This window comes from Vagococcus lutrae (assembly GCF_003987555.1).
Taxonomy (GTDB): domain Bacteria; phylum Bacillota; class Bacilli; order Lactobacillales; family Vagococcaceae; genus Vagococcus_A; species Vagococcus_A lutrae.
This window is the reverse complement of the sequence record NZ_NGJW01000008.1, coordinates 51,835-72,842: the sequence shown is the minus strand read 5'-3', so window position 1 is coordinate 72,842 and position 21,008 is coordinate 51,835. Positions and strand designations below refer to the sequence as shown.

Annotated in this window: 19 protein-coding genes; 17 read left to right on the top strand and 2 right to left on the bottom strand. The window is 38.4% G+C overall.

Annotation, left to right across the window (positions count from 1 at the left end):
* Positions 1–18 precede the first annotated feature (18 nt).
* From tgt to CBF33_RS06835, 8 genes are all read left to right on the top strand, one after another.
* Positions 19–1,164: a tRNA guanosine(34) transglycosylase Tgt gene (gene tgt, locus CBF33_RS06870; protein ID WP_023606596.1), complete on the top strand. Its 1,146-nt coding sequence runs from the start codon at positions 19–21 to the stop codon at positions 1,162–1,164.
* 80 nt (positions 1,165–1,244) lie between these two features.
* Positions 1,245–1,577: a preprotein translocase subunit YajC gene (gene yajC, locus CBF33_RS06865; protein ID WP_023606595.1), complete on the top strand. Its 333-nt coding sequence runs from the start codon at positions 1,245–1,247 to the stop codon at positions 1,575–1,577.
* Between the two features lie 87 nt (positions 1,578–1,664).
* A complete protein-coding gene (locus CBF33_RS06860; protein ID WP_023606594.1) occupies positions 1,665–1,940 on the top strand; it encodes a post-transcriptional regulator in 276 nt (91 codons plus the stop codon).
* Positions 1,941–2,082: 142 nt separating this feature from the next.
* Positions 2,083–4,689: a bifunctional acetaldehyde-CoA/alcohol dehydrogenase gene (adhE, locus tag CBF33_RS06855; protein WP_126762771.1), complete on the top strand. Its 2,607-nt coding sequence runs from the start codon at positions 2,083–2,085 to the stop codon at positions 4,687–4,689.
* 163 nt (positions 4,690–4,852) lie between these two features.
* On the top strand, positions 4,853–5,722 hold the full coding sequence (mreC, locus tag CBF33_RS06850; RefSeq protein WP_126762769.1) for a rod shape-determining protein MreC: 870 nt from the start codon (positions 4,853–4,855) through the stop codon (positions 5,720–5,722).
* Positions 5,719–6,234, top strand: a complete 516-nt coding sequence (gene mreD / locus CBF33_RS06845; RefSeq protein WP_126762767.1) for a rod shape-determining protein MreD — start codon at positions 5,719–5,721, stop codon at positions 6,232–6,234. The genes mreC and mreD overlap by 4 nt, the downstream gene beginning before the upstream one ends.
* Positions 6,235–6,349: 115 nt before the next feature.
* Positions 6,350–7,729, top strand: coding sequence for a C40 family peptidase (locus CBF33_RS06840; protein WP_126762765.1), 1,380 nt, complete (start codon positions 6,350–6,352; stop codon positions 7,727–7,729).
* A 71-nt stretch (positions 7,730–7,800) separates the two neighbouring features.
* Entirely contained in the window at positions 7,801–9,141 is a 1,341-nt protein-coding gene (locus tag CBF33_RS06835; RefSeq protein ID WP_126762763.1) for an APC family permease, read from the top strand.
* 39 nt (positions 9,142–9,180) lie between these two features.
* Here the strand turns inward: CBF33_RS06835 and CBF33_RS06830 are convergent, their stop codons facing one another.
* A complete protein-coding gene (locus CBF33_RS06830) occupies positions 9,181–10,980 on the bottom strand; it encodes a M3 family oligoendopeptidase (RefSeq protein WP_126762761.1) in 1,800 nt (599 codons plus the stop codon).
* A gap of 125 nt (positions 10,981–11,105) precedes the next feature.
* Between CBF33_RS06830 and CBF33_RS06825 the strand changes: the two genes are divergently transcribed.
* The 8 genes from CBF33_RS06825 (at position 11,106) to CBF33_RS06790 (ending at position 18,828) form a co-directional block, all read left to right on the top strand.
* Complete coding sequence (locus tag CBF33_RS06825) at positions 11,106–11,606, top strand: VanZ family protein (protein WP_126762758.1); 501 nt, start codon at positions 11,106–11,108, stop codon at positions 11,604–11,606.
* An 86-nt stretch (positions 11,607–11,692) separates the two neighbouring features.
* On the top strand, positions 11,693–11,926 hold the full coding sequence (locus tag CBF33_RS06820) for a Veg family protein (RefSeq protein ID WP_023606586.1): 234 nt from the start codon (positions 11,693–11,695) through the stop codon (positions 11,924–11,926).
* A 158-nt stretch (positions 11,927–12,084) separates the two neighbouring features.
* Positions 12,085–12,930, top strand: a complete 846-nt coding sequence (locus CBF33_RS06815) for a YitT family protein (RefSeq protein ID WP_126762756.1) — start codon at positions 12,085–12,087, stop codon at positions 12,928–12,930.
* Positions 12,931–12,939: 9 nt separating this feature from the next.
* Positions 12,940–13,644, top strand: coding sequence for a GntR family transcriptional regulator (locus tag CBF33_RS06810; RefSeq protein WP_126762754.1), 705 nt, complete (start codon positions 12,940–12,942; stop codon positions 13,642–13,644).
* Between the two features lie 19 nt (positions 13,645–13,663).
* Positions 13,664–14,974 carry a Sapep family Mn(2+)-dependent dipeptidase gene (locus CBF33_RS06805; RefSeq protein WP_126762752.1) on the top strand — a complete coding sequence of 437 codons (1,311 nt, stop codon included), beginning with the start codon at positions 13,664–13,666 and terminating at the stop codon, positions 14,972–14,974.
* A gap of 13 nt (positions 14,975–14,987) precedes the next feature.
* Complete coding sequence (locus CBF33_RS06800) at positions 14,988–15,944, top strand: glycosylasparaginase (RefSeq protein ID WP_170167765.1); 957 nt, start codon at positions 14,988–14,990, stop codon at positions 15,942–15,944.
* A gap of 15 nt (positions 15,945–15,959) precedes the next feature.
* Positions 15,960–17,954 (top strand): putative glycoside hydrolase, encoded by a 1,995-nt coding sequence (locus CBF33_RS06795; protein ID WP_126762750.1) that lies wholly within the window; start codon positions 15,960–15,962, stop codon positions 17,952–17,954.
* Positions 17,955–17,970: 16 nt separating this feature from the next.
* Positions 17,971–18,828 (top strand): ROK family protein, encoded by an 858-nt coding sequence (locus CBF33_RS06790; RefSeq protein ID WP_126762748.1) that lies wholly within the window; start codon positions 17,971–17,973, stop codon positions 18,826–18,828.
* A gap of 49 nt (positions 18,829–18,877) precedes the next feature.
* Here the strand turns inward: CBF33_RS06790 and rlmD are convergent, their stop codons facing one another.
* Positions 18,878–20,251, bottom strand: a complete 1,374-nt coding sequence (rlmD, locus tag CBF33_RS06785) for a 23S rRNA (uracil(1939)-C(5))-methyltransferase RlmD (RefSeq protein WP_126762746.1) — start codon at positions 20,249–20,251, stop codon at positions 18,878–18,880.
* Between the two features lie 170 nt (positions 20,252–20,421).
* Between rlmD and CBF33_RS06780 the strand changes: the two genes are divergently transcribed.
* The gene (locus tag CBF33_RS06780; protein WP_023606578.1) at positions 20,422–21,003 is read left to right on the top strand and encodes a xanthine phosphoribosyltransferase; all 582 of its coding nucleotides are present in this window, start codon (positions 20,422–20,424) and stop codon (positions 21,001–21,003) included.
* Positions 21,004–21,008: the final 5 nt, after the last annotated feature.

Genomic DNA, 21,008 nt, shown 5'->3' with positions numbered 1-21,008 from the left:
AAGAAAGTAGGAACAAAAATGACAGAATCACCGATTCGTTACCGATTAATTAAAACAGAAAAACATACAGGGGCTCGTTTAGGCGAAATCATTACACCACATGGAACATTTCCGACACCGATGTTTATGCCAGTCGGAACACTAGCTACTGTTAAAACAATGGCGCCAGAAGAATTGAAAGAAATGGGAGCAGGAATTATCTTAAGTAATACATATCATCTATGGTTGCGCCCAGGCGAAGATATTGTAGAAGAAGCAGGTGGCTTACACCAATTTATGAACTGGGATCAAGGGATTTTAACGGACTCAGGCGGCTTTCAAGTTTGGTCGCTAGCTGACATGCGTAATATAACAGAAGAAGGCGTTCATTTTAAAAATCATTTAAATGGTTCTAAAATGTTCCTCTCACCTGAAAAAGCGATTCAAATTCAGAATAAACTAGGACCAGATATTATGATGAGTTTCGATGAATGTCCGCCATTTTACGAAAGTCACGATTATGTTAAGAAATCAATCGAGCGTACAACGCGCTGGGCTGAACGTGGTTTGAAAGCTCATGCCAATCCAGATCGTCAAGGATTATTTGGAATTGTTCAAGGAGCTGGCTATAAAGACTTACGTATTCAAAGTGCGAAAGATTTAGTAAGTCTTGACTTCCCAGGTTATTCTATAGGAGGCCTTTCAGTTGGTGAATCAAAAGAAGAGATGAATGAAGCGTTAGAATGGCTTAATCCTATCTTACCGTCAAATAAACCACGCTATTTAATGGGAGTTGGGACACCGGACTCATTGATTGACGGTGTTATTCGTGGAGTCGATATGTTTGATTGCGTCTTGCCAACTCGTATTGCTCGTAATGGAACATGTATGACAAGTCAAGGACGTTTAGTGGTGAAAAATGCGAAATATGAGCGCGATTTCCGACCAATCGATGAGAAGTGCGACTGTTATACTTGCCGTAACTATACCCGTGCTTACGTGCGTCATTTAATCAAAGCGAATGAAACCTTTGGATTGCGTTTAACCTCGTATCATAACTTGTATTTCTTATTAAATGTGATGAAACAAGTTCGTCAAGCGATTATGGATGATAATTTATTAGAATTCCGTGAAGCCTTTTTTGAAGAGTACGGTTTTAACGAAAAAAACGCAAAAAACTTTTAAATCGTCGAAGATAAAACTAGTAGTTTAGGAAATTATTTGTTAAAGTTAAGAGTGAACGAGAATAGGATGAGGTGAATAGAATGCAAAGTTTAGGTATGTTTTTTCCATTAATTATTATTGGTGGTATGTTGTTCTTTATGACACGTACACAGAAAAAGCAACAAAATGAACGAAAACAGTTACTTGATAGTATGGCAATTGGTGATAAAGTTGTCACTATTGGGGGGTTACATGGTATTGTGTCAGAATTCAATCAAGAAGACGGAAATAATACAGTAATTCTTGACTGTGAAGGAATCTTCTTAGAATTCAACCGAGCAGCGATTGCACAAGTAACACCTGGTACTCATGAACCTGAAGTCGTAGAAGAAGTTTCTGTGACTGAAGTTGATGAAACATCAAATGAAGAGTAGTCACTTAAGATAAAATCAGCAGTTGTTGGTTTTATCTTTTTTAGTCTGTTACGTTGTTTTGATGGTTAAAAGGTAAAGGAAAGTACAATGAAAACAATGGAAGTATGGGAACGTTGGCAATTAAGACGTGGGATGAAACAAAAAACAAAAGAGTTTCATCGTCTAGGTTATTTAAATATGACGGAGGCAGAACTTTGGGAGTATATGCAAGAAAAAGTTTGGCATCACGACTGGTCGACTAAAGAAAAAAGACAAAGTGTGATGACCATTACTCCGAATGATTTTTTTGATTATCAACGTGTTAAAGCACAAGTAAAAGATGTGCTGTCATTTGATTGGGAAGATATTGATGATTTATTATAGAAAAGAGCTGAAAAACGGCTCTTTTCTTTTTTTACAAAAGAAAGTGAAAAAAATCACAAATATCTCTTTACAAATAAAAAAAGATGTAGTATAGTTATTTGTGAAAGAGGTAACAAATAAAATTTTCATGGAGGTTTCCTAAATGAGTAAAAAAGAAGACGTTAAAAAAGAAGTAGTAGACAAAAATCAAGTGGCATTAGAGATGGTCAATGATTTAGTTGCAAAAGGGCAAGAAGCACTAAAAGCAATGGAAGAATTTACGCAAGAACAAGTTGACCACATTGTTCATCAAATGGCAATGGCGGGCTTGGATGCACACATGCCTCTAGCAAAAATGGCAGTAGAAGAAACAGGTCGCGGTGTCTATGAAGATAAATGTATCAAAAATATGTATGCCTCTGAGTACATCTGGAATAATATAAAAAATGATAAAACAGTCGGTGTGATTCGTGATGACGAACAACATAACATTATTGAAGTAGCAGCACCAGTTGGCGTTGTGTGTGGTGTAACACCTACAACAAACCCAACATCAACGACGATTTTTAAAGCATTAATTTCAATCAAAACACGTAATCCGATTATCTTTGCTTTTCACCCAAGTGCACAAAAATCATCAGCTGAAGCAGCTCGAATTGTAAGAGATGCAGCGATTGCAGCAGGCGCACCAGAAAATTGTGTTCAATGGATTGATCAACCTTCTATGGAAGCAACTAGTCATCTTATGAACCACGCTGGCGTAGCCATTGTTTTAGCAACAGGTGGAGCAGGAATGGTCAAATCAGCATATTCTACTGGAAAACCAGCGTTAGGAGTTGGACCGGGTAATACGCCAGCTTACATTGAAAAATCAGCAAAAATTAAACGAGCAGTTAACGACTTAATCGTCTCTAAAACATTTGATAACGGCATGATTTGTGCTTCTGAGCAAGGAGTCATTGTTGACAAAGAAATCTATGACGATGTAAAAGCAGAATTTTTAGCTCATCAAGTTCACTTTGTCACAAAAGAAGATTTGCCAAAATTAGAAGCAACGGTTATGAATGAAGCTAAAACAGCCGTTAATCCTAAAGTAGTAGGGATGCCAGCGACTCAAATTGCAGAATGGGCAGGAATTAAAGTGCCAGCTGGAACGAAAATATTAGTCGCTGAATTAGAAGGAACAGGTAAAGAGTACCCACTTTCACTTGAAAAACTATCCCCTGTATTAGCTATGGTGAAAGCAACTGATCGCGATCATGCTTTCCAATTATGTGAAAATATGTTGGAATTTGGTTTAGGACATACAGCTGTGATTCACTCTGAAGATGAAGAATTACAATTAGCATTTGGCTTGAAAATGAAAGCGTGTCGTGTACTAGTAAACTCTCCAGCAGCTCAAGGAGGTATCGGTGATTTGTATAATGAAATGATTCCATCACTAACTTTAGGTTGTGGTTCATATGGTAAAAACTCTGTTTCTAAAAACGTCACAGCTATTAACTTGATTAACACGAAAACAATTGCGAAAAGAAGGAATAATATGCAATGGTTCAAACTACCATCAAAAATTTATTTTGAGAAAAACTCATTAAATTATTTAGAACAAATGAAGGATGTAGAAAAAGTCTTTATCGTCTGTGATAAAGGAATGGTCGACTTAGGCTATGTTGATCGCGTGATTGAAGCGTTAAATCGTCGTGAAGGAAAAGTCAGTATTGAAGTCTTCTCTGATGTCGAGCCAGATCCTTCAACGAACACTGTTTATAAAGGAACAGACCAAATGATGAACTTCGAACCAGATACAATTATCGCACTTGGTGGTGGATCTCCAATGGATGCGGCAAAAGGTATGTGGATGTTCTATGAAAATCCAAATGTAGAATTCTTCGGAGCGAAACAAAAATTCTTAGATATTCGTAAACGTACTTACCGTATTCCAGAACCAAATAAAACAAAATTTGTATGTATTCCAACAACATCAGGAACAGGTTCTGAAGTAACACCTTTTGCTGTTATTACCGACAGTGAAACAGGCGTGAAATATCCATTAGCAGACTACGCCTTAACGCCACATGTAGCAATTGTTGACCCACAGTTTGTCTACTCAGTACCAGCGAGCGTCACAGCTGATACAGGAATGGACGTATTAACACATGCTATTGAATCATATGTGTCTGTAATGGCATCTGATTATACACGTGGTTTAAGTCTCCAAGCGATTAAATTAGTATTTGAAAGTTTAGAAGATTCCGTTAAACGACCTAATGAAGTGAACCGTGAAAAAATGCATAACGCTTCATGTTTAGCAGGTATGGCGTTTGCAAATGCGTTCTTAGGTGTTTGTCACTCTATTGCGCATAAATGTGGAGGTACATATCATATCCCACATGGTCGTACGAACGCGATTTTATTACCACATGTTATACGTTATAATGCGAAAGATCCTTCTAAACATGCGTTATTCCCTAAATATGATTACTTCAGAGCTCATGAAGACTATGCTGATATCGCTCGTTTCTTAGGCTTGAAAGGTGAAACGACTGAAGAGCTTGTCGAAGCATTGGCAACAGCAGTCGCAGAGTTAGGTGAAACTGTAGGTATTGACATGAGCTTCAAAGCACAAGGGGTAACGGAAAAACAATTGAATGAAACAGTAGATCAATTAGCTGAATTAGCTTATCTTGACCAATGTACAACGGCTAACCCTAAAGAGCCACTAATCAGTGAATTGAAAGAAATTATCATTCAAGCATACAACGGTCAATAAGATAACAGCACAACCTCCTAAAAGCCAAAGATTCGTCTTTGGCTTTTTTAATATTTCACTAAAATTGCAAAGGGCTATTAGCAATAGTAGAAAAACGAACGTAACAATGATAAAATAAGAAAGATTAGTGTCATGTTTTAGATGAATAATATGAGGTGTATAAATGAAAAAAAATAATTCAAGCAAACAAATGATTATTGGCATTATCATCGCGATTATCATTGTTTTTCTAGTAAGTGTCAGTGTGATGCAACGTGATAAAAAAAATGAAAGTGGTCCGATTCAATCGACAGGAAATGATTTAGTCGCAAAAGTAGATAAAGCTATTTCGTTTCCGTTAAGAGCCTTTGAAGCAACAGTTTCATCTGTGACAAATTTATTTGGCACGTATCAAGAAAATAGTCAGTTAAAAAAACGTTTAGATAGTTATGCGTCGTTAGAAAATCAAAACTTGTTATTAGAGAAAGAAAACCAAGCGTTGAAAGACCAGCTTGAGTTGACCGCTACGATTTCGAGTTATGAACAAATCAATGCGAACGTGATTAGTCGTTCGCCAGACGATTGGCAAAACATCTTGATTATCGATCGCGGCACGAATGATGGTATTGAAGCCAATATGCCTGTGATGGGACGTAAAGGTTTAATCGGTCGTGTCATTGTAGCTAATAAATCGAGTTCAAAAGTGGAATTACTAACGTCACGTAATCAAAATAGCAATCATTTTCCAATCATGGTCGTGAGTGAAAAGGGTGAAACAGCTTACGGATTGATGGAAAACTATCTTGATGAGGAAGAGTCACTTGTGATTACACAATTGACGACTACTAAAGACATTCAACCCGGAGATCAAGTGTTAACATCAGGATTAGGAAGCACGTCACCGAAAGGGTTATTAATTGGAGAAGTAAAAAAAGTCAATCCTACTAAATATGGTTTGGAACAAGAAGTGTATGTGACACCTGCATCTTCTCTTTATGATATTTCAGTCGTAACTGTCGTGAAACGTTTAGTAGGAAGTGAGCTAGAAGAATGAGAGAAACAATATGGAAAGGAATATACCCCATCTTACTAGGGGTGATGATGCTTGCAGATGCGCAGATCAGTAATGTCTTGCGAATTGCAACGAAAAATGAAGTGTTTTTAAATAGCCACTTATTTCTGATAGGATTAATTTTAGGATGTTTTTATTATAGTCGTCGCTATATGATGAGTATTGCCATTGTTTTAGGTTTGATATTTGATATGTATTATTACGGAATTTTAGGGATTAACACAGTATCATTTCCTTTAACTGTTATGCTTATCTATTTTGTCTTTACTTATATTAAGCCAAGTATTTCGATGATTTTTATAAGTCTAGTTATTTTTATTACGATTATGGATAGCAGTATTTATATGATCCAATTAATCTTTAATTTAATTCAAAGTAATACACAAGCATTTATCGTCCGACAATTAGGCCCAACAATGCTACTGAATTTGGTGTTTTTCATCCTTCTCGCGTATCCGATTCAAAAAATGATAAAAAATAGAGATTATTTGTAATGAAATATTTTTGTAACATTCCTATTATATGATTGTGACATGGATGTGCTACAATGCAATCATGCTTAAGAAAAGATTAAGGTTTACCCTTAATACAAATCGGAGGAATTACAACGTGAAGAAGCGAATCTTATCAGTAGTATTAGTAAGTTCAATAGCATTAGGAAGTGTAATGGCTCCTACAGTTGCATTAGCAACAGACTTAGATCAAAAAATTGAAAAATCTAATAATAAAATTAAAGAATTATCTAGTAAAGAAGCAAGTGCTGCTGCAGAATTAGAAGCAGTTAAAGTGAATATTGCAAAAATCCAAGAAAAATCAGCTAAATTACAAAGCGAACAGCAATCATTGGATAAAGAAGTAAACACATTAGCTTCAGAAATTGAAGTGCTAAATGAAAAAATTGCCAAGCGTGATGCAGCAATTAAAGAACAAGCACGTTCAACACAAACTGAAGGAATGGGTAACAACTTAGTAGAGGCTGTTTTTTCAGCAGAAACTGTTTCAGAAGCAGTGACACGTGTAGCTGCTGCAACAAAATTAGTCTCAGCAAGTAATGACTTATTAAAACAACAAGAAAATGATAAAAAATCTGTTGAACAAAAGAAAAATGAAACAGAACAAAAATTAGAACAAATTACTGAAAATGCTATTGCTTTAGAAGCACAACAAGGGCAATTATATGATCAAGAGTTAGCACAACAAATTTTAGTTGCTACCGTATCAGCAGAACGTGCAACTGAAGAAGGTAAAAAAGCAGAATTTATTAAAGAAAAAGAAGAATTAGAAGCTAAACGTAAAGAAGAAGCACGTTTAGTTGCTGAAGCGAAAGTACAAGCTGAACAAGCAGCTACTGTAGCGACGACTGAAAATACAACAGCGCCTTCTCAAACTCAAGAGACAGCAGCGACTGAAAATCAAACGCAAGCGCCGCAAACATCGACTGAACAGCCAGCAGCACCAGCTCCAAGTCAACCGGCTGCTCCAGCACCAAGCCAACCGGCTCCAAGTCAACCAGCTGCTCCAGCGCCAAGCCAACCAGCGCCAAGCCAACCGGCACCGAGTCAACCAGCAGCACCGGCTCCAAGCCAACCGGCACCAGCCCCAACGCCAGCTCCAAGTAATGCATCAGGAGCAGCGATTGTTGCAGAAGCGCAAAAGCATTTTGGTAAGCCTTATACGCAAGAAGCTGGACGTCGTATGGGACCTAACTCATTTGACTGTTCAGGTTTAACGAACTATGTTTACCGTCAAGTAACTGGTAGAGATATCGGTGGATGGACAGTACCTCAAGAAGCAGCAGGAGTACAAATTCCTGTTTCACAAGCACAACCAGGTGACTTATTATTCTGGGGAGCTCGTGGAGCTACATATCACGTAGCTATTTCAACAGGTGGTAGTGGTTATATTCATGCCCCTACTTATGGACAAACTGTAACATCAGCATCAATTTCGCCATACTTTGCACCAAGCTTTGCAGTACGTGTTTTGTAATTTTTAAAACTTGAAAGAACCTCTCAGTTAGAGGTTCTTTTTTTATTGAAAGACTAATTGAGGAGTGAATTATGAAAGAAACTAAAAAACTTCATAGTGGTTATAATTTGATGACGGCTATTACAATGATTGTCGGTATCTGCATAGGTTCAGGTATCTTTTTTAAGGCAGATGATATTTTAGCATATACAGGAGGAAATGTTGGTTTAGGTGTTTTATTATTAAGTATAGGTGCTTTTAGTATTATATTTGGAAGTATGACCCTAACCGAACTTTCCGTAAGAACATCAAGTTTGGGTGGATTAGTCGGTTTTTATGAAGTTTTTATTTCAAAAGCCTTTGCAAATGGCTTTGGTTGGTTTCAAACATTTGTTTATTATCCAACAATCAATGTTGTAGTAGCATGGGCAGCAGGGATTTACACTGTAATGTTACTTGGACTTGAAATGACGCTTGAATATCAAATATTAATTGGAACAGGCTATCTATTATTAATGTATGCAATGAATTACGGCTTCAAACAAATAGGTGGTTGGTTTCAAGTTTTAACTACTTATGTGAAACTTTTACCGTTGCTTTCGATAGCGATTATTGGAATGTTTCAGCTTGCGCCTGTCACGACTGTTGCTACATCTGAAACGTCAGTTTTACCGTCTGTTGGGTTTTCTTTTTTAGCAGGTCTAGCGCCTGTGGCATTTTCGTTTGACGGTTGGCCGATTGCAACAAGTATCAGTAATGAAGTTAAGAATCCAAAACGTAATATGCCTATTGCGTTAACAATTGGCCCATTAATAGTTTTAATCGTCTATGTGACGTATTTTCTAGGTTTGACAAAATTATTAGGGATAGAGCATATTTTAGCAGTGGGCGATCAGGCTATTTATGATGTAGGTAATATCATTTTTGGCGCGTATGGAGGTAAGCTGATTTTAGTTTTTGTTATTATATCAGTTCTTGGAGTTGTAAATGGGGTTACGCTTGGTCACATACGAATGCCGTATGCACTGGCAACTAAAGAAATGCTTCCTAATAGTGAAGCGGTAAAAATAATGAATGATCATCGTCAATTGTCTCCTCGTTCGTTCAAAATATCTTTATACACCTCCTTAGTATGGATGACTATTCACTATCTGACACAAAAGCTAGGATTATTAGCCACAGGAGATGTCAGTGAAATAGCGATTGTTTTTGCTTATATATGCTATCCTATTTTGTATGTGTATGTTATGAAGCTATATATGAAGAAAGAGATTAAGAGTCATTTTAAGGGGATAATAGCGCCTATGTTAGCGTGTATAGGCAGTGGGATTATTATCCTAGGGGGCATTATGTCTAATCCGGTCTATATGCCAGTTTTTATTGTGCTATGTGGCATTGTATTTTATCAAGGGTATCGCTTTAAAAGAGAATAAAACACCGTTGCCTCTTTAAGAGGTAACGGTGTTTTGTTTTTAGATAAGGTCTTCAGTTAATGTCATGAATTCTTCAATATCTTTTTTGACCATATCAATGCCAGCTTGCCAGAAATCTGGTTGCGTTAAATCGACATTGAGGTGTTTTTGTGCGAGTTCTTCAGTCGTCATTGAAGCAGTGTCGCGTAGGAGGGCAATATATTTGTCTTCAAAATTATCCCCAGATTGTTGAGCGTATGCATAGATTCCCATACTGAATAAGTAACCAAATGTATAAGGGAAGTTATAAAACGGTACGTCGTCAATAAAGAAATGTAATTTACTTGCCCAGAAGTGTGGATGATAAGAAGCCAATGTTCCTTGATAAGCTTCTTCCTGTGCTTCTAGCATTAATTCAGTTATTTCATCGACCGATAGAACGTGGTCTTGACGAGTTTGATAGAATTTATTTTCAAAGATAAAGCGCGCATGAATATTTAAGAACATCGCAGTAGCATTTTGTAGTTTTGTATCGAGCAAGCTGATCTTTTCTTCTTTAGAACTTGCTTCTTTTAAAGTCGCATCTGCTACAATGAGTTCTGCAAAAGTACTAGCAGTTTCAGCAACGTTCATCGCATATCCTTGGCTCATGACAGGTAAATCCCACATCACGTGACTATGGTAAGCGTGGCCTAGTTCGTGCGCCAATGTAGCTACTTCATTTATTGATTCGCCATAAGTCATAAAGATACGTGACTCTTTACTTTCTGGGATTCCTGTACAATAACCACCTGGGCGTTTTCCTGGACGGTCTTCTGCTTCAATCCAAGCATTTTCAAAGGCATGTTGAGCAAATGTTGCCATCTTAGGACTGAATTTATTAAAATTAGCAATGATAAATTCAGCGGCTTCATCAAAAGTGAAACGTTTTTCTTTTAAATCTCCTAGAATGATAGGAGCATCGACATCTTGCCACTCCATTTTCTCTTTTCCGAATAATTGTGCTTTACGTGTTAAAAAGTCAGTGAAAGCTTTCTTATTATCAGTGATAGTTTGCCACATCATCTCTAACGTTTCTTTTTTCATACGATTGTAAGTGAGTGGTGTTTCTAAATAATCAGATTTACCGTGTAACTCGTAATTTGTTAAACGGAATCCTTGTAAATGGTTAAGTGTATCGGCAAACAAAGGCGCTTTTTCTTCCCATGTTTTTTCCCAAATTTCAAATAAATCAGCACGTACTTGTGGGTTGGCATCTCCCATCATTTTATTGAAGGCTTGGCCAGCTGAAAGTGTTTCTCCATCGTATTCGATTTGAATAGACGCGACAATTGTATCGTAATGAGAGCTCCATGCATTAAAACCATCTAAAGCTAAATGGTTAATAATATTTTCTTCTCGCTCGCTTAAAAGCTCTTTTCCGTCACGACGAATTTCATTTAAGTTAAATAAGACACCATGTGCTTGTGCAAAAGACGTATGTGATAAGTCGTGCCACGCGTCATCAGATAGCTCTGTTAATTTTTTAGTGAATGTCACATGAGCGTTGCTGAAGAGTGTGTGTAAACTATAAAGAGTCCCTAGCAATGTGTTAGCATCTTTGTTATTTACATCGGCTGATTGAATAGCGTTGACAAAACTAATTGTTTGTCCGAAAGCTTGTGATAAAGTAGCCGATTCTTTTAATAGTTCCTCAAGTGTTTCAAAATGAGGGGCATCTTGTTGAGGTTCCCACGCTTGAACGTGTGATTCATATGTTTTAACAAGCGTCTTCATCTCTGTAATTTTTTCTTGGAGAGCTTTTGATTGCGTACCTCCTGGAAAAATACTTTCTAAATCCCATGTAATTGAATATGACATTAAATCCGCTCCTTTCAAGTTAACTTCTATTATAAGCTATATCTTAAAAAATGATAAGAAATAATCTCAAACTTCTTCATTTTATTTTCATTATGTAGGATAATAAAACAAAAGGAGGGATGGCAATGGCAAAATATCGTAAGGATGGAACCCTGTATTTATTTTTAGCGTTTCTAGTGATGGGGTTACTTTTTTGGAGTTCATCCCAGACGTATGAACAGCAATCTCAAATAGGTTTGTTAGAAGTGCTACTTAAAAAGCAGCCATTTCATGAGGCGTTAAGCTCCATTCAATTTATGTATGCTGGAGAAGAAGTCAGTGTGGCACATAGTGGTTATTTTAAGTTTGTTGAGTTTTTTATCCGAAAAGGGGCACATTTTTTTACTTACTTCCTATTGGGCAGCTTTTTATTTCTAGGTTTAACTCCGCGAGTTAAAGGGATATGGATAACTACAGTGATAAGTTGGTTATCTGCTACAGGATATGCTGGTCTAGATGAATTTCATCAACAATTGACGGGTGGACGAACGCCGCTATTTGAAGATGTTATGCTCGATAGTATGGGCGCCTTGACCGGAATTGTGATTTGCTTAGTCGTTCTTTACATAAAAAAATCAAAGAAATAATAAAAAAATCTTGCGTTAAGATAGTAAGTGTGTTAAAATTTGAGTTTTTATTATGTTTGTGGTATAATAGCTACGAGGTGAAGGGAATGCCACAAACATTAGCGACGATTAAGAAGAAGATGGAAGCACGTATTGGTAGTGAAATTATGTTAACTGCACAAACAGGTCGAAAACGCCAAACAGAGCATCGTGGTGTTTTAACAGAAACTTATCCTGCCGTCTTTGTGGTAGACTTAGATGAAGATCTGAATTCATGTGACCGGGTCTCTTATAGTTATACAGATATTTTGACAAATACTGTAGCAGTAGAATTTTTATAATAAGAGCGAAAAAGACCTTACAGCTTATGGCTGTAAGGTCTTTTTTGTGTGGTTAGAGAAAAACACATCACGAAAAAAATACATACGTAAAAGCGGTTGCATATTCTTTTTAGTAGTATATACTAGCGTTGTTAAGTGATAAAGGGAGGGTGTTACACGTGAATCGACAGTATTATTCAAAATGGTTAGTGGCAGTAGCCTACGCTTTTTTATCATCGTTAGCATTTAATTTTTTTTGGTTTCCGGGAAAAATTTACGCAAATGGGATAACAGGCCTGTCTCAATTAATGAGTACATTAGCAGGCACATTTTACGATTATGAGATGTCGATACCTTTACTCGTGCTACTATTCAATCTTCCTTTGTTATTTATTGCTTGGTTCCATATCGACCGAGAATTTACAGCGATGACCGTTGTAGCGGTTTTTCTTACATCCTTTATGATGGCTCGTTTACCAGTAGTGACATTGACGACAGATCCGGTCATTTGTGCGGTCTTTGGAGGAGTGTTACATGGGGTGTCGGTGGGTATTACGTTAAATAGTGGCTTTTCAACGGGCGGACTTGATATTATAGGAATTTTAGTTCGGCAAAAGACCAACAAATCATTAGGGACGATTTTTATTATTTTTAATGTGTGTATTCAGTTTGTAGCTGGCTACGTTTATGGTTGGCCGCTTGCTTTCTACAGTGCGATTTCCGTTTTCATTAGTGGTCGTGTTGTAGATTTTGTTAATACTCGACAACAAAAAGTACAAGTGATGATTGTGACCGAAAAAGCAGAGGCTCTGATTACACAAATGCAAACACATTTAAAGCGTGGGATGACGATTGTCAATGATGTTGAAGGAGCGTTTAAGCGAGAAGAAAAGAAAATTATCTTTGTCGTTATTGCGAAGAATGAACTAACAGCACTGTATGATGACATTCAACTTTCAGATCCCGATGCTTTTATGAGTGTTTCACCTAAAGTGATAACCAATAAAGTGTTTTATGAATGGTAGGTGAGAATAATGACGAAACGCGTTACCCTTTTTACAGAAGTGGCAGATGAACTTAGACGACGGATTCAGACCGGGGTTTATTCAGAACAAATGAAATTGCCGTCTGATTATGAATTGGCAGATGAATTTGGTGTTAGTCGTTTGACCATACGTAAGGCAGTCGATCAATTGATAAGTGAGCAGCGACTGGTGAAACATCGGGGAAAAGGAACTTATGTCATGCGTGCGCCCAAATTATACAGTGGACATTATGGTTTAACGAGTTTTACAGAGGTTGGCGAACATTTAGGAAAAGATGTTCACACAAAACTTTTGTCTTTGAAAAAAATAAAGACTGACCAAGTAGCGTTGGATTTTGGCGAAGCACGTGAGTTATTTGTGATTCAACGCTTACGTCAATACAATCAGACGGCGATGACGGTCGAAGAGCTATGGATACCTGTTGACTACTTGCCGCCGACCTTTTCTGAAGAACAGGCGACACAGTCGCTTTTTCAACTCTTAGAGCAGTCTCATGTTATAGGTTACTCTCATCAAGAAATTGCGGCAGTTAATATAGAGGCGCCCTATCATGAGTTACTAAATGTCCCTTTGCATCAAGCTGGTTTTAAAATGATGTCCGAAACCTACTCGGTAGATGGAGCCTTATTATTATATGATTGCTCTTACTATCGAGGCGATGAATATCGCATAAAACAAACTTTACAACGTTAAGAAGAAATGAGGAGAAATCATGGTGTATCATCCAGAATTTAAACAATGGATTGCAGAGAATCAAGCGCTATTTTTAAAAGATTTAGCACGAATCATTCGAATACCAAGTAAGAAATCAGTTGCCACGACAGAAGCTCCTTTTGGCGAAGCTAATTTAAACGTATTACGAGAAGCCTTGACGATTGCCGACGAATATGGTTTTTCAACGAAGATGGTTGAGAATGCAGTCGGCTACGCTCAGCTAGGGGAAGAAGAAGATTATATCGGAGTTGTGGGGCATCTAGATGTGGTGCCAGAAGGAGAGGGTTGGAGTAGTCCACCGTATGAACTAACATTACGCGATGAAAAATTATATGGACGAGGGGTTTTGGATAATAAAGGCCCTATCATGGCGTGTCTATTTGCATTGAAGCTATTACAAGACCATGAAGTCCCTTTAAAAAGAACTGTCCGAATCGTTTTTGGGACAGACGAGGAAAGTGGTTCGCAAGATATGCCGCTATATCTAGCAAAAGAAAAAGCGCCTATTTTTGGTTTTACGCCTGACTGTAAATATCCAGTAGTTTATGGTGAACGAGGAATTTTAAGAGTGGGGATAACGACGAAAATAACGGCAGACTCTTTTACACATTTAGGTGCGATTGTTGGTAGTCAAGATCCTTCTTTTATTCCCGATAGTTTAACCACTGTGTTTCAAGGAAGAACGTTTACAGCTAGTGGCAAGCGAAGTCCTTCCAATGCACCAGAATTAGGGGAAAATAGTATTACGCTATTAGCGAAACAATTAGAACAAGTATTGACTTATGAGGATGATTTGAAAGACTATCTTGCATGGATAGTGGCACATTTACATCAGCAACATCAGGGAGAAGGACTTGGGTTAAATTGGTCTGATTCAGATAGTGGAACGTTGCAAATAAGTCCATATCGTTGGACTAAGCAAGATGACGGGATGTGTTTAGAAATTAGCATACGTTATCCTGTGACAGTCACAGAAGAAGCAGTTCTAGAACAGTTGACAAAAGTGCTACCGAAGCAAAGTACGTTAAATGTTTTAAGACGTCTACCAAGTACAGTCTTTCCTAAGGAACATTGGGGTGTTCAAAAATTAGTGACGGTATACGAAGAGGTCATGCACGAAGATGGACAACCTGTGACGACGACAGGCGCTACCTATGCTCGTTTTGTTCCTAACATTGTGGCGTTTGGCCCTTCTTTTCCAGGGCAGAAAGGGATTGCTCACAATCCGGATGAATATATGGATTTAACAGATTGGTTAAAAAATATTGAAATTTATATGCATGCGATTCTTGCATTGGCAAATGATTGAGGAGGAAATATAAATGAAATGGGGCGCAATTGCAACTTGGCGAATGGCACATGATGGTGTCAAAAAAGCTGGGGATATTTTAAAAAATGGTGGAAAAGCCGGAGATGGTGTTGAAGTTTTAATCAAAACGGTTGAAGACTATCCTTTTTACAAATCAGTAGGATATGGCGGGTTACCAAATGAAGAAGGTATTCTTGAAATGGACGCTGCGTATATGAATGGAGATACGTTTGCAATTGGTGGTGTCGCAGGAATTCAAGATGTTAAAAATCCCATATCAGTGGCACGTCAATTAAGTCATGACCATTTTAATAGTTTTCGCGTGGGGGTAGGGGCAACGAAGTACGCCTCGCTAGCAGGATTTGAAAAGCAAAACATGTTAACACCACGCGCTCATAAAATATGGAAAAAACGATTGAAAGAAGTACAAGAAAACCAACTAAACCCTTATGACGGACATGATACCGTAGGGGCGGTCACCTTAAATAGTCAAGGAAGTATGGCTGTGGGGACGTCGAGCTCTGGTCTTTTTATGAAGAAAGCAGGACGAGTCGGAGACTCCCCTTTATCAGGCTCTGGTTTTTATGTAGACAGTGAAGTTGGAGGAGCTAGCGCAACAGGATTAGGAGAAGACTTGATGAAAGGGTGCCTTTCCTATGAGATTGTACGGTTAATGAAAGAAGGACTTACTCCACAAGCCGCATGTGATCGAGCTGTTTACGACTTTGCTGATATGTTAAAAAAACGTTATGGCAAAGCAGGTGCGATGAGTCTTGTCGCGATGAATAATCAAGGAGAGTGGGGCGTGGCTACTAATGTCGAGTTTACATTCTCAGTCGTGAATCATAAGGAGGAAGCAGCTATCTATATCGCTCATCCCGGAGAAAATCATACAACGTCTATTGCACCGATTACTCAAGAGTGGTTAGATGCTTATGAAAAACGTATTAAAGCCCCTATCGAAGACTAAAAAGGAGAGTGTCCTATGTTAAATTATCGTCAAGTACATTTAGATTTTCATACAAGTGAACATATTCCAAATATTGCGGAACGTTTTGATGCCCGTTTATTTGCGAAACAAGTAAAAGAAGCGCATATTGATTCGATAACGTGTTTTGGTAGATGCCATCACGGTTGGCTTTATTACCCGTCGAAAGCACAACCTGAAATGATTCATCCTAATTTGAAAAATGAACGACTATTATTAGATCAAATCGATGCTTGTCATGCGGAAGGCATTAAAGTGCCTGTTTATACAACTGTTCAATGGGATGGCTATGTGGCAAAACATCATCCAGAATGGTTGTGTCGTGACGAAAAAGGGGAGCCGATTAATAGTCAGGGAGTGCCAGAACCGCATTTTTATTATACGCTTTGTTTAAATAGTGATTATCGAACTTACTTTAAAGAGCACCTTGTGGATATGATTGAGTCTGTCACGCCAGATAAGTTGGACGGTGTATTTATGGATATATTATTCCGCACAGATTGCCAATGTGAGCATTGTCAAAAAGAGATGAAAAAGCATGGCTATGACGTGACGAATAAGTCAGACCGTTTGGCGTATTCTGATGAAATGCTACGTATCTTTAAAATAGAAATTAGCGAATTAATCCGTCAAAAAGCACCTAAAGCGAGTATTTTTTATAATGGTTCGCATGTTGGGTTTGCAGATAAACATCATTTAGAGGCATACTCACATTTAGAACTGGAAAGTTTACCAAGTGGTGGTTGGGGATACGACCATTTTCCGATTACCATGCGTTATGCTCGAAATTTAGGGAAACCAGTGATTGGTATGACAGGAAAATTCCATACTTATTGGGGAGATTTTCACTCATATAAAAACTTGCCAGCCCTACAATTTGAGTGTTTTAATATGTTGGCTTTGGGAGCAGGCTGTTCGATTGGCGATCAACTTCATCCTGATGGTGCTTTGTCACCAGCTAGCTATGAGTTGATTGGTAAAGTTTATGAAGAAGTAGCAGGAATTGAAAAATGGTGTCGTCAGGCAAATCAAGCGCAAGTAGAGATAGGGGTATTAACGCCAGAAGAAACGTGGCGACCTGGTAGTCACAGCTTACGTATTTCGCCTTCAATAATCGGTGTCAACCGTTTGTTACAAGAATTAAACTATCAATTTGATATTATCGACAGTGAGATGTTATTTGACCGTTATCGTGTGCTAATCTTACCAGATATTGTGGAGGTGACACCGTCATTAGTAGAGAAATTAGCTACCTTTACAAGTCGTGGTGGCGCAGTCATAGGAAGTTTTAAATCATTGGTCGAAAACCAAGCAGGCGCAGAGTTTTTTGGGATAGAGTTTGAAGGATTAAGTCCTTATCACCGTGATTTTATTTTACCAAATGACCGTTATGGTCGTGAACTCCCTCAAGAACCTCATGTCATGTATTTACAAGGAGCATCGGTAAAAACGACGAAAGCAGAAACATTAATGGCGACGGTAAAAAGTTACTTTAACCGTGAGGGTGAAACATTTTGTTCGCATCAACATGCACCTGCTCAGAATGAATTAGGAAGACCTGCACTGACACGCTACCAAAACCGGGTCTATTTTTCACACCCTATTTTTGAAAGCTATCGTCACAATGCACCTCGTTGGATAAAAGTGTTGTTGGCAGAACAATTAGCCGAGTTACTGCCAGACAAGTTATTAACACACGATGGCCCAAGTACGTTATTAACGACCGTGAATCAAAGTGAGGACTCCCAGTTGGCTCTAATACATTGCTTACACTATATTACACAGAAGAATACAGAAACGATTTATACCATTGATGAAGTTATTCCACTTCACGATATTCATCTAACTTATCAAATCGGCTCTCGCTCAGTCAAACGAGTCACAAATGCTTTGACTGGCGAAACGATATTTGCAAAAGAAGAAGCAGGCAAGCTCCTTCTTGATATCGACCGGATCGACGGACATCTTGTGATTGCCGTTGAATTTGAATAGATAAGGAGTGGTTGGTATGACGCTATTAGTAGTTGATATAGGAGGAAGTGCATTAAAAACAGCGATTTGGCACGATGCTTCTTTAGTTGATAAACAGACGGAGCCGATGGTGGCAAGCTGGGAGTTGTTAGAACAAGCTCTTTTTGAAAAATGGCAGAGGTATCGAGAGAAATATGACTTAAAAGCTCTTCATCTTAGCTTACCTGGAGTTGTAAATCAGGAAACCGGCTATCTAGAGGGAGCTAGTTCGTTAGCATTTTTGCATGGGGTTCCTATTCGTGAGCGATTAGTGAAGTTAATCGGCGCTCCTGTAAAAATGGAAAATGATGCGAACTGTGCAGCTTTGGCAGAGTGTCATCAAGGTGCTGCCAAAGGTAAAAAGAATGTTGTGTTTGTAGTAGTAGGAACGGGGATTGGCGGTACAATGGTGATAGACGGTAAAATTCGTCAAGGGCATCATCTTTATGGAGGCGAATTTGGCATGATGTTGATTGATGGCCGACGAGAATGGGCAGAGTTAGGCTCTGCAGTTCATATGGCACGCAAAGTTTCGATAGCCAAAGGACTCGACATGCATGCACTGTCTGGAAAAGAAGTTTTTGCTTTAGCTGAACAGGGTGACAATATAGCACAAGAGGCCGTCGAAGAATGGTATCATTATCTAGCATTAGGGTGTTATAATTTGCAATACATACTCGACCCAGAAGTGATTCTTATCGGGGGCGGTATTTCGCAAAATCCTGATTTGATTGCTCATATCAACCGTCATTTAACAAAAATAATGTCTTATGGCCAACGTTCTCCCCTAACGCCCAACGTGCAAACATGTGATTTTTACAATGATGCGAATCTCATTGGATTGGCATATCTTTAATAAAAAAAGACGACTTATCTCAGAAGAGTTAAGTCGTCTTTTTGTCTCACTATTTTAATGTGAGTTTTACAACCACTTCACAACGAGCGGTTTGAGGGAACATATCGACCGATTGTAGATAGGCGACGTGATAAAATTTGGAAAGGGTGACTAAGTCACGTGCTAAGGTTGACGGGTTGCAAGAAACGTAAACCAATGTTGGTGTCGGATAGCGACAAAGAGCATCTAACAGGGATTTATCGAGGCCCGTACGTGGTGGGTCAACAATAATCCCGTCGAATGTCTGACCTTGTTTGAGCCATTTAGGTAGTAAGGCTTCTGCCGTTCCTACTTCATAGTGTGTATTGGTTACACCTAGTCGCCGTGCATTTTCTTTCGCGTCATCTATGGCTGAAGGAATAATATCCATTCCCCAGATCCCCCTCACTTTTTTGGCTAAACTCAGACCAATCGTTCCAACACCACAATAAGCATCCACGATATGATGATGTTGTTTTGGGTTAAGAGCTTTTTCGACTTCTTTGTAAAGTACTTCCGTCTGAGCGGGGTTTAGTTGGAAAAAAGCGCGAGCAGATAAGTCAAAGGTCACATCACGTAGGGTCTCTTCAATGCTTTCTTTTCCCCACAGATGATGCGTGACATCTCCCATAATAGTAGAGTCACGTGTTGGTTGCACATTGTGCATGATAGAGACGACTTGTGGGAACTCAGAAGTTATCATATCGATTAACACGCGTGATTTTGGCAAATGCTGACTATGAGTAATAAACACGACTTGTATCTCGTTAGAAGCGAGTCCTTCTCGAATCATGACCGTCTTTAAAATCCCTTTGTGATCGCGTTCGTTGTATGCAGGTATATGAATAGTTTGAATTTTTTTAATAATTTGATTTAAAAGCGACATCGATGTAGGTTGTTGAATGTAACAATCATCTATTGCGACTAGTTGATGTGAATTTGGCTCATATAGGCCGGCAACGACTTCTCCGTGTTCTTCACGAATTTGAAATTGTAATTTATTACGATAGCGCCAAGGGTTTTTCATTCCGATAGTAGGATGTAATGTGTACGACTGATAGCCTGCTGGTTTAAACTTAGCGAGAGCCTGTTTCACGACATCACGTTTATAAACTAGCTGTCCTTCATAAGCCAAGTGTTGAAGCTGACAACCACCACAGCGGTCGTAAAAAGGACAAGGAGGTATGACACGTTTCTTTGACGGTTTCAGTGCTTTAATCATCTTTGCTTCGATAAATGTGGGGGTCACGCGAGTGATTTTTGCCTTTACCGTTTCATCTGGTAAAGCTCCCGTGACAAAGACTACTTTTTTCTTATAATAACCAATACCTTCACCATTAATACCTAGACGTTTAATTGGTAGTGTGATGATTTGATTGGGGTTACTTTCGGTTTTTACCGCCATTGTTTTTCACCCTTTTATAGTTGTTTAGCTCAGTTTACCATATTTTTATCATTTAGAAAGTAAAAATTAAGACAGAGAATCATAAGAATTTAAAGGGCAACTGTTGACAAATTGTCAGTTTATCCGTAACGTAGAAGAAAGTACTTGACTTGAGGAAAAGGGGAAAACAGATGAAAGAATTAGAAGCACGTATTTTAAAAGATGGCAACGCTATTGCTGACGGTGTTTTAAAAGTCGATCAGTTTTTGACACACCAAGTGGATCCTGACTTAATGATGAAAGTGGGCCAAACATTTGCTGATTATTTTAAAGAAGCAGGTATTACAAAAGTTGTAACAATCGAAACGTCAGGCATTGCGCCCGCTTTGTATGCGGCTCAAGCATTAGGAGTGCCGATGATTTTTGCTCGAAAATCAAAAAGCTTAACGATGAAAGAAGAGTTATTGACTAGCTCGGTTTATTCATTTACAAAACAAACGACCTTTCAAGTGTCAGTTTCTAATAAATTTTTAACAGCCGATGACCATGCATTGTTAATAGATGATTTCTTAGCGAATGGACAGGCAGCAGAAGGATTAATCGAAGTATGTCAACAAGCCGGTGCATCAATCGCTGGTTTAGGAATTGTGATAGAAAAGTCGTTCCAAGACGGTCGCTCACTATTAGAAAAATATCCATTCCCTGTGGTATCACTTGCACGTATTGCCTCACTAAAAGAAAATGAAATTACCTTTACAGAAGCCGATATTTAAAAAGG

Excerpts from the sequence above, each read along its gene's own strand:
- tgt (WP_023606596.1), top strand. The coding sequence starts at position 19 with ATGACAGAATCACCGATTCGTTACCGATTAATTAAAACAGAAAAACAT.
- yajC (WP_023606595.1), top strand. The coding sequence starts at position 1,245 with ATGCAAAGTTTAGGTATGTTTTTTCCATTAATTATTATTGGTGGTATG.
- CBF33_RS06860 (WP_023606594.1), top strand. The coding sequence starts at position 1,665 with ATGAAAACAATGGAAGTATGGGAACGTTGGCAATTAAGACGTGGGATG.
- adhE (WP_126762771.1), top strand. The coding sequence starts at position 2,083 with ATGAGTAAAAAAGAAGACGTTAAAAAAGAAGTAGTAGACAAAAATCAA.
- mreC (WP_126762769.1), top strand. The coding sequence starts at position 4,853 with ATGAAAAAAAATAATTCAAGCAAACAAATGATTATTGGCATTATCATC.
- mreD (WP_126762767.1), top strand. The coding sequence starts at position 5,719 with ATGAGAGAAACAATATGGAAAGGAATATACCCCATCTTACTAGGGGTG.
- CBF33_RS06835 (WP_126762763.1), top strand. The coding sequence starts at position 7,801 with ATGAAAGAAACTAAAAAACTTCATAGTGGTTATAATTTGATGACGGCT.
- CBF33_RS06830 (WP_126762761.1), bottom strand. The coding sequence starts at position 10,980 with ATGTCATATTCAATTACATGGGATTTAGAAAGTATTTTTCCAGGAGGT.
- CBF33_RS06825 (WP_126762758.1), top strand. The coding sequence starts at position 11,106 with ATGGCAAAATATCGTAAGGATGGAACCCTGTATTTATTTTTAGCGTTT.
- CBF33_RS06820 (WP_023606586.1), top strand. The coding sequence starts at position 11,693 with ATGCCACAAACATTAGCGACGATTAAGAAGAAGATGGAAGCACGTATT.
- CBF33_RS06810 (WP_126762754.1), top strand. The coding sequence starts at position 12,940 with ATGACGAAACGCGTTACCCTTTTTACAGAAGTGGCAGATGAACTTAGA.
- CBF33_RS06805 (WP_126762752.1), top strand. The coding sequence starts at position 13,664 with ATGGTGTATCATCCAGAATTTAAACAATGGATTGCAGAGAATCAAGCG.
- CBF33_RS06800 (WP_170167765.1), top strand. The coding sequence starts at position 14,988 with ATGAAATGGGGCGCAATTGCAACTTGGCGAATGGCACATGATGGTGTC.
- CBF33_RS06795 (WP_126762750.1), top strand. The coding sequence starts at position 15,960 with ATGTTAAATTATCGTCAAGTACATTTAGATTTTCATACAAGTGAACAT.
- CBF33_RS06790 (WP_126762748.1), top strand. The coding sequence starts at position 17,971 with ATGACGCTATTAGTAGTTGATATAGGAGGAAGTGCATTAAAAACAGCG.
- rlmD (WP_126762746.1), bottom strand. The coding sequence starts at position 20,251 with ATGGCGGTAAAAACCGAAAGTAACCCCAATCAAATCATCACACTACCA.
- CBF33_RS06780 (WP_023606578.1), top strand. The coding sequence starts at position 20,422 with ATGAAAGAATTAGAAGCACGTATTTTAAAAGATGGCAACGCTATTGCT.